Below are 12,815 nucleotides of genomic sequence, written 5' to 3' on the forward strand. Positions count from 1 at the left end.
CTCAGCCTCCCGAAGGGGCGGGCAGATCAAAAGCTGCAGGCGAGCTAACGCTCGGCCTGTTGAGTGGTGAGAAGCAATGGGTGTACGCCGATTCAATGTGGGAGCGGGCTTGCTCGCGAAGCTTTTGGCTTTGGCTTTGGCTTTGGCTTTGGCTTTGGCTTTTGATCTTGATCTGCTTTTGATCTTTCGCCCCTTCGGCAGGCCGAGCGTAGGTGTTCATCAGGGGGGTAGGCGCGTAGCGCCGTGCGGCGAAGCCGCACACATCGAGAGGAGGTCGTAGCGAAGCAGACCGTAGGCGATGCCCCCTGATGGACACCGTAGCGAAGTGCCGTACGCCGGGGCGAAGCCTTTTGCTTACTTTTCGCTGGGCCGGCATTCCGGCGTCTGGAAAAGTGAGTCGCTGTAAGAGCGAAACCATAATCAGCCGTTACCGCAGCAACGGATATGTACACGCATCGAAATCACGCGTCCGAATGCTGTGCTATTCAGCACCTACCCATCCCCCTCAGGTTAACAAAACATAACGTGGCGTCGATTGTCAGACCTTTCCAAACCCCGATAGGATAAGCCAGCTTCCGAAGGGGCTCTAGATTGCGCGTTTCAGGACTAAGCTCCAGACTGCCAATCACAACGAGCCACCTTACGGCGCCCTGAAAGGTTGAACGACCTAACAATAATAATGGGGGAAGGTCTATGAGTGAGCCTGTCATGGGTGTGGGTATCTGCCGCCCGCCGGCACTGCGCAAATTCGCATTGCTGGCTACAGCGCTCTCGCTGTTGGGCTGTGCCGCATTGTCGGCACCTGCGCTGGCCGCTGCCGCGCCAGCATCCGATGTTGTTTATTCCATTGAATCTGCCAAGGCTGCCAAAAGCCTGATGCTCGATGTCGTCCACGCCGGCAAGCGCCTGGTGGCGGTCGGTGATCGCGGGCACATCCTGTATTCCGACGACCAGGGCGCAACCTGGGTTCAAGCCAAAGTGCCGACCCGGGCGCTGCTGACATCGGTGTTTTTCGTCGATGACAAACACGGCTGGGCCGTCGGCCATGACGCACAGATCCTCGCCAGCGAGGACGGTGGCGCCACCTGGACCAAGCAATTCGAAGATTTGAAACGCGAAGCGCCGCTGCTCGACGTCTGGTTCAAGGACGCCAACAGCGGCTTTGCCGTGGGCGCGTATGGCGCGCTGCTGGAAACCACCGACGGTGGCAAAAGCTGGGAAGACGCCAGCGACCGCCTGGACAACGAAGACCAGTTCCACCTCAATGCCATCGCATCGGTCAAGGATGCCGGGCTGTTCATCGTCGGCGAGCAGGGCAGCATGTTCCGCTCCGCCGATTGGGGTCAGACCTGGGAAAAACTTGAAGGCCCGTACCAAGGCTCGCTGTTCGGCGTGATCGGCACGGCGCAAGCCAATACGCTGCTGGCTTACGGCCTGCGCGGCAATCTCTACCGCTCCACGGATTTCGGCAGCACTTGGGAACAGGTTGAGCTGAAAGCCGCTCGCGGCGCGCTGGAGTTCGGGTTGTCCGGCGCAACGCTGCTCGACGACGGTTCCATCGTGATCGTCGGCAACGGCGGCTCGGTGATCCGCAGCAACGACAACGGCGAAACCTTCAGCGTGTTCAACCGTCCGGATCGCATTTCCGTTTCGGCAGTCACGGCGGCGGGCAACGGCAATCTGATTCTGGCAGGACAGGGCGGCGTTCGCGCTACTTCGCCAACCGGCTCAGAGCTGGGCAAATAATAAGAAGGGCGGAGCTATGACATCCATGACAAGTCATCACCAGGACAAGGCGACGTTTCTTGAGCGCCTGATTTTCAACAACCGCCCGGCAGTGATCACGATCTGCCTGCTGGTCAGCATTTTTCTGTTCTGGCAGGCGACGCTGATCCGGCCGTCCACCAGTTTCGAAAAAATGATCCCGCTCGAGCATCCCTTCATTCAAAAAATGATGGAGCACCGCAACGATCTGGCGAACCTGGGCAACACCGTGCGCATCTCGGTGGAAGCCACTGACGGCGATATTTTCTCCAAGGAATACATGGAGACCCTGCGTCAGATCAACGACGAGGTGTTCTACATTTCCGGCGTCGACCGTTCCGGCCTCAAGTCGCTGTGGAGCCCGAGCGTGCGCTGGACCGAGGTGACGGAGGAGGGCTTCGCCGGTGGTGAAGTCATTCCGCAGAGCTACAACGGTTCCCAGCAAAGCCTCGATCTGCTGCGCAATAACGTCCTCAAGTCCGGTCAGGTCGGGCGTCTGGTGGCCAACGACTTCAAGTCGAGCATCGTCGATATCCCGCTGCTGGAGTCCTACCCGGACCCGCAGGACCAGGGCAAGTTGCTGGCACTGGACTACCGCCAGTTCTCCCACCAGTTGGAAGAAAAGATCCGCGACAAGTTTGAAAAACAGAACCCTAACGTGCAGATCCACATCGTCGGTTTCGCCAAGAAAGTCGGCGACCTGATCGATGGCCTGGTCATGGTGGTGATGTTCTTCGGCGTCGCCTTCATCATCACGCTGATCCTGCTGTACTGGTTCACCAACTGCATGCGCAGCACCGTGGCGGTACTCAGTACCACGCTGGTGGCGGTGGTCTGGCAACTGGGGTTGATGCACTTCTTCGGCTTCGGGCTCGATCCGTACTCGATGCTGGTGCCGTTCCTGATCTTCGCCATCGGTATTTCCCACGGGGTACAGAAGATCAACGGTATCGCCTTGCAATCCAGTGAGGCCGACAACGCGCTGACCGCTGCGCGACGCACATTCCGTCAGTTGTTCCTGCCGGGGATGATCGCGATCCTCGCGGATGCGGTGGGTTTCATCACGCTGCTGATCATTGATATCGGTGTGATTCGTGAACTGGCCATCGGCGCGTCCATCGGCGTGGCGGTGATCGTGTTCACCAACCTGATCCTGCTGCCGGTGGCGATTTCCTACGTCGGTATCAGCAAGCGCGCCGTCGAACGCAGCAAGAAAGATGCACACCGCGAGCACCCGTTCTGGCGTCTGCTGTCGAACTTCGCCAGCAAGAAAGTCGCGCCGGTGTCGATCTTCCTGGCCTTGATCGCCTTCGGTGGCGGCCTCTGGTACAGCCAGAACCTGAAAATCGGCGACCTCGATCAGGGCGCTCCCGAGCTGCGTCCGGACTCGCGCTACAACAAGGACAACAATTTCATCATCAGCAACTACTCCACCAGTTCCGATGTGTTGGTGGTGATGGTCAAGACCAAGGCAGAAGGTTGCTCACGCTATGAAGCCATGGCGCCGATCGATGAGCTGATGTGGAAGATGCAGAACACCGAGGGCGTGCAGTCGGCGATTTCCCTGGTGACCGTGTCCAAGCAGATGATCAAGGGTATGAACGAGGGCAACCTGAAATGGGAAACCCTGTCGCGTAACCCGGACGTGCTGAACAACTCCATTGCGCGTGCCGATGGCCTGTACAACAACAGTTGCTCCCTGGCGCCGGTGCTGGTGTTCCTCAACGATCACAAGGCGGCAACGCTGGATCGTGCGGTGCATGCGGTGCAGGACTTCGCCAAGGAGAACAACAAGGACGGTCTGGAATTCATCCTCGCCGCCGGTAACGCCGGGATCGAGGCGGCCACCAACGAGGTGATCAAGGAATCCGAGCTGACCATCCTGATCCTCGTCTACATCTGCGTTGCGACCATGTGCATGATCACCTTCCGTTCGTGGGCGGCGACATTGTGTATCGTTCTGCCGCTGGTGCTGACTTCGGTACTCGGCAACGCCTTGATGGCCTTCATGGGTATCGGTGTGAAAGTCGCGACGTTGCCGGTAGTAGCGTTGGGTGTGGGGATTGGCGTGGACTACGGCATTTACATCTACAGCCGTCTGGAAAGCTTCCTGCGTGCCGGTCTGCCGTTGCAAGAAGCCTATTACCAGACACTGAAGTCCACCGGTAAAGCCGTGCTGTTCACCGGTCTGTGCCTGGCGATCGGTGTGTGCACCTGGATCTTCTCGGCCATCAAGTTCCAGGCCGACATGGGCCTGATGCTGACCTTCATGCTGCTCTGGAACATGTTCGGCGCGCTGTGGCTGTTGCCGGCGCTGGCCCGCTTCCTGATCAAACCGGAGAAACTGGCCGGGCAGAAGGGCAACTCGCTGTTCGCTCATTGATCCTTGCCTGAAACAAAAAAGCCGCAACCCTGGTTGCGGCTTTTTTACATCTGAAGGTTGACGCTAAACCCATGTGGGAGCGGGCTTGCTCGCGAAGGCGGTGTACCCGTCAAGATGATATCGACTGACACTCCGCCTTCGCGAGCAGGCTCGCTCCCACAGGGGGTTTTTGTAGCCGTTGGATTGTATTTTTTCAGGAAGGATCGCTGCCCAACACCACATTCAACGCACTGCGCGCATCATCCAGCTGCACCAGCGTCGCGTGCCGTGCGCCGAGCGCATCGCGATTTTCGATGGCCGTGAGGATTGCCTTGTGCCGTGGCAGCGCCAGCTCATGCAGGTTCGGCCGTTGGTTGGAATGCTTCAACGCCTCGGCAATCGCCACTGACAGCATGTTGCACAGGTTGGCCAGCAAGTCGTTGTGGGTCGCATCGGCGATGCGGCTGTGGAAGTCCAGGTCCGGTTGCAGCAACGCTTCCGGGGTCGGCGCCGCTTCCATGCGCTGGTAGGCTTCGCCGATGGAGGCGATGTCTGCCTCCGTGGCGAACTGCGCGGCCAGTGCAGCGGCGGCGGGTTCGATGATGCTGCGCACACTGGTGAGCAAATCGAAAAACTGATTCTGCGGGCTGCTTTGCATCAACCAGTGCAAAACGTCCGGATCGAGCATGTGCCATTCCTTGCGCTGCTTGACCACCGTGCCGACACGCGGGCGCGAATACACCAGGCCTTTGGCAACCAACACTCGGGTGGCTTCACGCAATACCGGGCGACTGACCGCGTACTCCTCACACAGCAGGGCTTCGGCGGGCAGTTTGTCGTCCGGCTTGAAGCGCCCGGAAACGATCTGCATGCCCAGTTCCTGGACAATGCGCGAGTGCATGCTTTTGCGGTCGGAGGGTTTGCGGTAATCCATGGGGAACGGCGCGGTCCTGTGCGAAGGGGTGTCGCGCATGATAACAGGCACGACGGGATCTTGAGGCAGGTGCAAAGCAAATGTGGGAGCGAGCAAGCTCGCTCCCACAGGAGGACGGTGGGGTTAGTGAGAGTGGCGCGGCACTTCGGCGCCGCGGCAGCCGACCAGGAAGTCGAAGTCGCAACCTTGATCCGCCTGCAGCACATGGTCGATGTACAGCTGACGATAGCCGCCCAGGATCATCTGTTGCGGTGGTTGCAGGTCCGCCATCCGCGCCGCCAGTTCAGCATCCGGAATATCCAGGTGCAAACGCCCGCTGGCACAGTCCAGCTCAATCCAGTCACCTTCTTTCACTGCGGCCAACGGCCCGCCTGCCGCTGCTTCCGGCGCGACGTGCAACACCACGGTGCCATACGCGGTGCCACTCATGCGCGCATCGGAAATGCGCACCATGTCGGTCACGCCTTGCGCCAGCAGCTTGGCCGGCAAACCCATGTTGCCGACTTCAGCCATGCCCGGATAACCCTTGGGGCCGCAGTTTTTCATGACCAGAATCGAGTTGGCGTCGACGTCGAGCTCCGGATCGTTGATCCGCGCCTTGTACATGTCGAAGTTTTCAAACACCACCGCGCGCCCGCGATGCTGCATCAGTTCTGCCGTGGCTGCGGACGGCTTGAGCACCGCACCGAGTGGCGCCAGGTTGCCGCGCAACACGCAGATGCCACCGTCGGCGCGGATCGGGTTGTCGAGGGTGCGGATCACCTCGTCCTGACCGTAAATCGGTGCGTCTTTGGTGTTCTCGCCGAGGGTCTTGCCGTTGACGGTCAAGGCATTCGGATGCGGGATCAGGTTGGCTTCACCGAGACGGCGCAGCACGGCGGGCAGGCCGCCGGCGTAGTAGAACTCTTCCATCAGGAAGCGCCCGGACGGTTGCAGGTCGACGATGGTCGGCATGCCGCGACCGATGCGGGTCCAGTCATCCAGCTCCAGGTCCACTCCGATGCGGCCGGCGATGGCTTTCAAATGGATCACCGCGTTGGTCGAACCGCCGATGGCGGCGTTGACGCGGATGGCGTTTTCGAAAGCTTCTTTAGTGAGGATTTTCGACAGCTTCAAGTCTTCGCGAACCATCTCCACAGCACGCATGCCGGACATGTGCGCCAACACATAACGTCGAGAATCAACCGCCGGAATCGCCGCGTTGTGGGGCAGGGAAGTGCCCAGTGCTTCGGCCATGCAGGCCATGGTCGATGCCGTGCCCATGGTGTTGCAGGTGCCCGCCGAGCGGGACATGCCGCCCTCGGCCGCGAGGAAGTCGTCGAGGGTGATGGTGCCGGCTTTCACTTGTTCGCTGAGCTGCCAGACCACCGTGCCGGAGCCGATGTCCTGACCTTTGTGCTTGCCGTTGAGCATCGGACCGCCGGTGACGACGATGGCCGGCACGTCGCAACTCGCTGCGCCCATCAACAATGCCGGGGTGGTTTTGTCGCAACCGGTCAGCAGTACCACGCCATCGATCGGGTTGCCGCGAATCGCTTCTTCGACGTCCATGCTCGTCAGGTTGCGGGTGAACATGGCGGTCGGGCGCAAGTTGGATTCGCCATTGGAGAACACCGGGAATTCAACCGGCCAGCCACCGGCCTCGATCACCCCACGCTTGACGTGCTCCGCGATCTGGCGGAAGTGCGCGTTGCACGGGGTCAGTTCCGACCAGGTATTGCAGATGCCGATGATGGGTTTGCCCTGGAACTGGTGGTCGGCGATGCCCTGATTCTTCATCCAGCTGCGGTACATGAAGCCGTTCTTGTCGGCGGTGCCAAACCATTGGGCGGAGCGCAGGGTGGGTTTCTTATCAGACATGATCGATTCTCTTATTGTATGACTATATTGTTGCGGCTACGGCGTAACATAAGCGCAAAATCGCCTGTTTGGAAGTGTTGTTGAGTAAATAGTAATACTATATAGTCGATTTCAACGGAGGGTTGGCCCTGGTGATTTTTGGCGAGAGGCGGCCCCCGAGGTTCTATAACAACAACAATCGGAGACCGATCTCATGAGCCAGGAACTGCGGCTTATCCGCCGCATCACGCTGAAACTGATTCCCTTCCTGATCCTGCTGTACCTGATCGCCTATGTGGATCGCTCCGCCGTAGGCTTCGCCAAGCTGCACATGGGCGCTGACATCGGCCTCGGCGACGCCGCTTACGGTCTCGGTGCCGGGCTGTTCTTCATTGGTTATTTCCTGTTTGAAATCCCCAGCAACCTGATGCTTGATCGCTTCGGTGCACGACGCTGGTTCGCGCGGATCATGATCACCTGGGGCGCCATCACCATCGGCATGGCGTTCGTTCAGGGACCGCAGAGCTTCTATGTGATGCGCTTTCTGCTCGGTGCGGCGGAAGCCGGGTTCTTCCCAGGCGTTCTGTACTACATCACGCAGTGGTTCCCGATTCGCCATCGCGGCAAAATCCTCGGTCTGTTCATCCTTTCCCAACCCATCGCGATGATGGTCACCGGGCCGGTGTCCGGTGGCTTGCTCGGTATGGACGGGACGCTCGGTTTGCACGGCTGGCAGTGGTTGTTCATCGTCATCGGCACCCCGGCGATCCTGCTGACCTGGCCGGTACTGCGTTACCTGCCTGATGGTCCGCAACAAGTGAAATGGATGGACCAGGCCGAGAAGGACTGGTTGTCCGGCGAGTTGAAAAAGGACCTTGAGGAATACGGCCAGACCCGTCACGGCAATCCGCTGCACGCGCTCAAGGACAAACGTGTGTTGCTGCTGGCACTGTTTTACCTGCCGGTGACGTTGAGCATTTATGGACTGGGCCTGTGGTTACCGACGTTGATCAAACAGTTCGGTGGCAGTGACCTCGTCACCGGTTTCGTTTCCGCGGTGCCGTACATTTTCGGGATCGTCGGTTTGCTGATCATTCCGCGCAGCTCCGACCGTTTGAATGACCGCTACGGTCACTTGGCCGTGCTGTATGTGCTGGGCGCCATCGGCCTGTTCCTCAGCGCCTGGCTGACCGTGCCGGTGTTGCAACTGGCGGCGCTGTGTCTGGTGGCGTTTGCGCTGTTTTCCTGCACGGCGGTGTTCTGGACCTTGCCGGGCCGATTCTTTGCCGGGGCCAGCGCCGCGGCCGGGATCGCCTTGATCAACTCGGTGGGCAACCTTGGCGGTTACATCGGTCCGTTCGTGATCGGTGCGCTGAAGGAGTACACCGGCAACCTGGCGTCGGGGCTGTATTTCCTCTCGGGTGTGATGGTGTTCGGGCTGGTGCTGACGGGTGTGGTTTACCGGTTGCTGGAGCGCAAGCATGTGCTGCCGGCGGATCAGTTTGCGGCCAGTGCGCGTGGTGCCACCCGTACCTAGCCATCCCCAAATCCCCTGTGGGAGCGAGCCTGCTCGCGAAAGCGGAGTGTTAGCCGCCAAAGATGTCGGATGTGCTGACCTCTTCGCGAGCAGGCTCGCTCTCACAGGGTGCAATGCCGATTTCAAGAGTGTTAACAGGAGAATATTCATGCGTTTGGTTCAATTCGAATTGAGTAATGGCGAGCGCCGCGTGGGCGTCGTCGAGGAAGGTCTGGTGCATGAAGTGCAGGACGCGCACACCGTTCGTGACCTGGCATTGGCGGCAATCGAAGCCGGCACAAAGCTGCAGCAGCAAGTAAACGCTTTGGGCCTGGGCATCAGCCACGACTACGCCGAACTGCTTGCCACATTGCGCATCCTGCCACCGCTGGATCACCCGGACCCGGCGCACATGCTGGTCAGCGGCACGGGCCTGACCCATTTGGGCAGCGCCTCGGCCCGGGACAAAATGCATCAACACGCCGGTGACGAAGCGGCCATGACCGACACCATGCGCATCTTCAAATGGGGCGTGGAGGGCGGTAAACCGGGCGCCGGGCAGCCGGGCGTACAACCGGAGTGGTTCTACAAGGGCGACGGCAGCATCGTCGTTCGGCCGGGTCAGCCGTTCCCGCTGCCACCGTTCGCCGAAGACGCCGGCGAAGAGCCCGAGCTCAGCGGCCTCTACGTCATTGGCCGCGATGGCAAGCCTTATCGCCTGGGTTATGCAGTCGGCAACGAGTTCTCCGACCACGTCATGGAACGTAAAAATTACCTGTACCTGGCGCACTCCAAATTGCGCAGTTGCAGTTACGGCCCGGAGCTTCGGGTCGGCGAATTACCCCAACATCTGGCCGGCACCAGCCGCATCCTGCGCGACGGCGAAGTGCTGTGGCAAAACGAGTTTCTCAGCGGCGAAGCCAACATGTGCCACAGCCTGGAAAACCTCGAGTACCACCATTTCAAGTACAGTCAGTTCCTGCGGCCGGGTGACGTGCACATTCATTTCTTCGGCACCGCGACCTTGTCGTTCGCCGACGGTATTCGTACGCAGCCGGGCGATGTGTTCGAGATCAGCCAGGCCGAATTTGGTGCACCGTTGATCAATGGCATCGAGCCGGCGCCAGCAGCGTTCGAACCCGGCACCGTCGGCACCCTTTAAGGAGACATGCATGACCCAGATCCTTGGACACAACTACATCGGTGGCCAGCGCAGCGCTGTCGGCTCACTCAAGCTCCAGAGCATCGATGCCAGCACCGGTGAAGCGTTGCCAGACGATTTTTACCAGGCCACCCCGGAAGAAGTGGACGCCGCTGCCAAGGCTGCCGCAACGGCTTACCCGGCCTATCGCAGCCTGAGCGCGGAACGTCGTGCGCAATTCCTCGATGCGATTGCCGACGAACTGGACGCGCTGGGTGACGAGTTCGTCGCTGTGGTCTGCCGCGAAACCGCGCTGCCTGCCGGGCGCATTCAAGGCGAACGCGGTCGCACCAGCGGCCAGATGCGCCTGTTCGCCAAAGTGCTGCGTCGCGGTGATTTTTACGGTGCACGGATCGACAAAGCATTGCCCGAGCGCACGCCACTGCCACGTCCGGACTTGCGCCAGTATCGTATCGGGCTCGGCCCGGTCGCCGTGTTCGGGGCCAGCAACTTTCCATTGGCGTTTTCGACCGCTGGCGGCGACACCGCCTCGGCCCTGGCAGCCGGTTGCCCGGTGGTGTTCAAGGCTCATGGCGGCCACATGGCCACGGCCGAATGGGTGGCTGACGCAATCCTGCGCGCAGCAGAAAAAACAGGCATGCCGGCCGGTGTGTTCAATATGATCTACGGTGGCGGGGTCGGCGAAGCGCTGGTCAAGCACCCGGCGATTCTGGCCGTCGGCTTTACCGGCTCGTTGAAGGGCGGTCGTGCCTTGTGCGACATGGCCGCTGCACGCGCGCAGCCGATCCCGGTGTTCGCGGAAATGTCGAGCATCAACCCGGTGATCGTGTTGCCGCAGGCGTTGCACAGCCGCGCTGAAACGGTCGCCCGTGACCTGACGGCTTCGGTGGTTCAGGGCTGTGGTCAGTTCTGCACCAATCCAGGGTTGGTGATCGGGATTCGTTCGCCGCAGTTCAGCGCGTTCGTGCAGCAGGTTGCGTGGTTGATCAACGATCAGCCGGCGCAAACCATGCTCAATGCCGGAACCTTGAGCAGCTATGGCAAAGGCCTGGAAAAACTCCTCGCGCATCCGGGCATCTCGCACCTGGCGGGCAGCGCGCAAAAGGGCAATCAGGCTCAGCCGCAACTGTTCAAGGCAGACGTCGACCTGTTGCTCGAGGGCGATGAAGTCTTGCAGGAAGAGGTGTTCGGTCCGACCACGGTGGTGGTGGAAGTGGCTGATCAGGCGCAATTGAGCGCTGCACTGAACGGGCTGCATGGCCAGCTCACGGCGACGATCATTGGCGATCCGGCGGACTTCGAACAGTTCGGCGAGCTGACGGCGCTGCTGGAGCAAAAGGTCGGGCGGATTCTGTTGAACGGCTATCCGACCGGCGTGGAAGTCTGCGATTCGATGGTCCACGGCGGACCGTACCCGGCGACGTCCGATGCGCGCGGCACGTCGGTGGGCACCTTGGCGATTGACCGCTTCCTGCGCCCGGTGTGCTTCCAGAACTACCCGGACAGCCTGCTGCCGGACGCGTTGAAGAATGCCAATCCGCTGCGCATCCAGCGCCTGGTGGATGGCCAACCATCCAGAGAAGCCCTGTAACAGCCACACCCTAATCCCCTGTGGGAGCGAGCCTGCTCGCGAAAGCGGTCTTTCATTCAACATTGATGTTGAATTTTAAATCGCCTTCGCGATCAGGCTCGCTCCCACAGGGGGCCGGTGTCATGAGCTATCATTGCGTCTTTCCCATTCAAAGATTGATTGCCATGACTGCCCAAGCGGACACCTTGCTCAACACCCTCGAACACTGCGATATGGTGGAAATCGACGGGTTGTACGCATTCGAATTCTCCCTCGATGAAGACGACAACCTGCACATCGAATGCATCGACGGTCGTGTGTCCAAGCACTGGGAGTTCACCCTGGCCGAAGTTGAGGCCGCGACTTTCGATCCAGACCTGCAAAGCTGGCTGATCACTGGCAGTTCCGGTGAGCATCGTCTGGTGTGTACGGAAGCATTCGGCGGCGGTGACGACGAGGACGGCGAGCATGAGGATGCGTAAGATCTGGCCTCTGTTGTTGGCCGGCAGTATCGGTGCGATGGGCACTCAGGTCTCCTCGGCCGAGGACTATCAATTGCTGGTGGGTTCCTACACGGCGGGTCAGAGTCAGGGCATTTATCGCATGAGCTTCGACAGCTCGACCGGGCAGATCAACCCCACGCCATTGCAAGTGATCAAGAGTGAAAACCCGTCCTGGCTGACCCTGTCCAAGGATCAGCATCGGCTGTTCGTGGTCAACGAAAACGGTCCGGGGCAGAAAGATCCAGTCGGGCGCGTCAGCAGTTATGCCATTGATCCCAAGACCCATGCACTGAGCCTGATCAATCAGGTGCAGAGCCTGGGCAACGAGCCGACCCATTCGAGCCTCAGCGGCGATGGCAGTCATCTATTTGTCAGCAACTATTCGGTGGTGGAAGATCCGGGCGGCACCCTCGCGGTGTTGCCGGTGGGCGCTGATGGCAAACTCAACAGCGTGGTGCAGATGAGCAGTCATCCGTCGAGTCGGGTCAACCCCGAGCGGCAGATGTCGGCGCACGTGCATTCGACGATGTCCTCGCCGGACGGTCGCTACGTGTTCTCCAATGACCTGGGCGCGGACAAGGTTTTTGTCTATCGCTTCGACCCCAAGGCCAACCCGGACCTGCCATTGACGCCAGCCCAACCGGCATCGGTGCAGTTGCCACCGGGTAGCGGGCCGCGTCATCTGCTGTTCAGCGCTGATGGCAAACATGCCTGGCTGAGCATGGAAATGAGTGCTCAGGTGGCCGTGTTCGATTACAAGGACGGCACGCTGGCGCAAACGCAGATGGTCGACCTCGCTGCGGGCCAGCCTACGTCCGATAAGGCAGCGGCAGCGCTGCATGCCTCCGCTGATGGCAAATTCCTCTACGTCAGCAACCGTGGCACCGCCAATCAGTTGCTGGTGTTTGCCATCGACCCTGCGACGGGCCACCTCAAGGAACTGCAGCGACGCTCCGTGGAAGGCGACCATCCGCGCGAATTCAGCCTCGACCCCAGTGGCCAGTTCGTGTTGATTGCCAACCAGAAGAGCAACCAGATTGTCGTCGTCGAACGCGATGCCAAGACCGGTTTGTTGGGTAAAACCGTGCAAAAGCTGCCGATGGACGCGCCGAGCGACCTCAAGTTCATGCTGCGTCAATAGGCCGCAGGCCCCGGTACAAGGGGC

The 12,815-nt window shown here is 60.2% G+C and carries 10 protein-coding genes; 8 read left to right on the forward strand and 2 right to left on the reverse strand.

The features are described 5' to 3' along the window. From ACWKV5_RS28870 to ACWKV5_RS28880, 3 genes are all read left to right on the forward strand, one after another. Positions 1-182, forward strand: a 182-nt coding sequence (locus ACWKV5_RS28870; protein WP_483844034.1) for a hypothetical protein, incomplete at its 5' end; no start/stop codon positions are given. A gap of 511 nt (positions 183-693) precedes the next feature. Beyond that, positions 694-1,746 carry a WD40/YVTN/BNR-like repeat-containing protein gene (locus ACWKV5_RS28875; RefSeq protein ID WP_483844035.1) on the forward strand — a complete coding sequence of 351 codons (1,053 nt, stop codon included), beginning with the start codon at positions 694-696 and terminating at the stop codon, positions 1,744-1,746. Positions 1,747-1,771: 25 nt separating this feature from the next. After that, positions 1,772-4,147 carry an efflux RND transporter permease subunit gene (locus ACWKV5_RS28880; RefSeq protein WP_027923407.1) on the forward strand — a complete coding sequence of 792 codons (2,376 nt, stop codon included), beginning with the start codon at positions 1,772-1,774 and terminating at the stop codon, positions 4,145-4,147. A 193-nt stretch (positions 4,148-4,340) separates the two neighbouring features. Here the strand turns inward: ACWKV5_RS28880 and ACWKV5_RS28885 are convergent, their stop codons facing one another. Both ACWKV5_RS28885 and ACWKV5_RS28890 read right to left on the reverse strand, forming a co-directional pair. Further along, on the reverse strand, positions 4,341-5,060 hold the full coding sequence (locus ACWKV5_RS28885; RefSeq protein ID WP_027923408.1) for a FadR/GntR family transcriptional regulator: 720 nt from the start codon (positions 5,058-5,060) through the stop codon (positions 4,341-4,343). 123 nt (positions 5,061-5,183) lie between these two features. Then, the gene (locus tag ACWKV5_RS28890; protein ID WP_077432073.1) at positions 5,184-6,920 is read right to left on the reverse strand and encodes an IlvD/Edd family dehydratase; all 1,737 of its coding nucleotides are present in this window, start codon (positions 6,918-6,920) and stop codon (positions 5,184-5,186) included. A gap of 193 nt (positions 6,921-7,113) precedes the next feature. Here ACWKV5_RS28890 and ACWKV5_RS28895 point away from each other — a divergent pair, with 193 nt between their 5' ends. The 5 genes from ACWKV5_RS28895 to ACWKV5_RS28915 all read left to right on the forward strand — a co-directional run bounded on the left by ACWKV5_RS28895 (position 7,114) and on the right by ACWKV5_RS28915 (position 12,791). Then, positions 7,114-8,436, forward strand: a complete 1,323-nt coding sequence (locus tag ACWKV5_RS28895) for an MFS transporter (protein ID WP_483844036.1) — start codon at positions 7,114-7,116, stop codon at positions 8,434-8,436. A 148-nt stretch (positions 8,437-8,584) separates the two neighbouring features. Continuing rightward, positions 8,585-9,577 (forward strand): AraD1 family protein, encoded by a 993-nt coding sequence (gene araD1 / locus ACWKV5_RS28900; protein WP_483844037.1) that lies wholly within the window; start codon positions 8,585-8,587, stop codon positions 9,575-9,577. A gap of 10 nt (positions 9,578-9,587) precedes the next feature. Further along, the gene (locus ACWKV5_RS28905) at positions 9,588-11,168 is read left to right on the forward strand and encodes an aldehyde dehydrogenase (NADP(+)) (protein ID WP_483844038.1); all 1,581 of its coding nucleotides are present in this window, start codon (positions 9,588-9,590) and stop codon (positions 11,166-11,168) included. Positions 11,169-11,332: 164 nt separating this feature from the next. Next, complete coding sequence (locus ACWKV5_RS28910) at positions 11,333-11,629, forward strand: DUF5629 family protein (protein ID WP_483844039.1); 297 nt, start codon at positions 11,333-11,335, stop codon at positions 11,627-11,629. Next, positions 11,616-12,791, forward strand: coding sequence for a lactonase family protein (locus ACWKV5_RS28915; protein ID WP_483844040.1), 1,176 nt, complete (start codon positions 11,616-11,618; stop codon positions 12,789-12,791). The genes ACWKV5_RS28910 and ACWKV5_RS28915 overlap by 14 nt, the downstream gene beginning before the upstream one ends. Positions 12,792-12,815: the final 24 nt, after the last annotated feature.

It is taken from the genome of Pseudomonas oplopanacis, assembly GCF_057128725.1.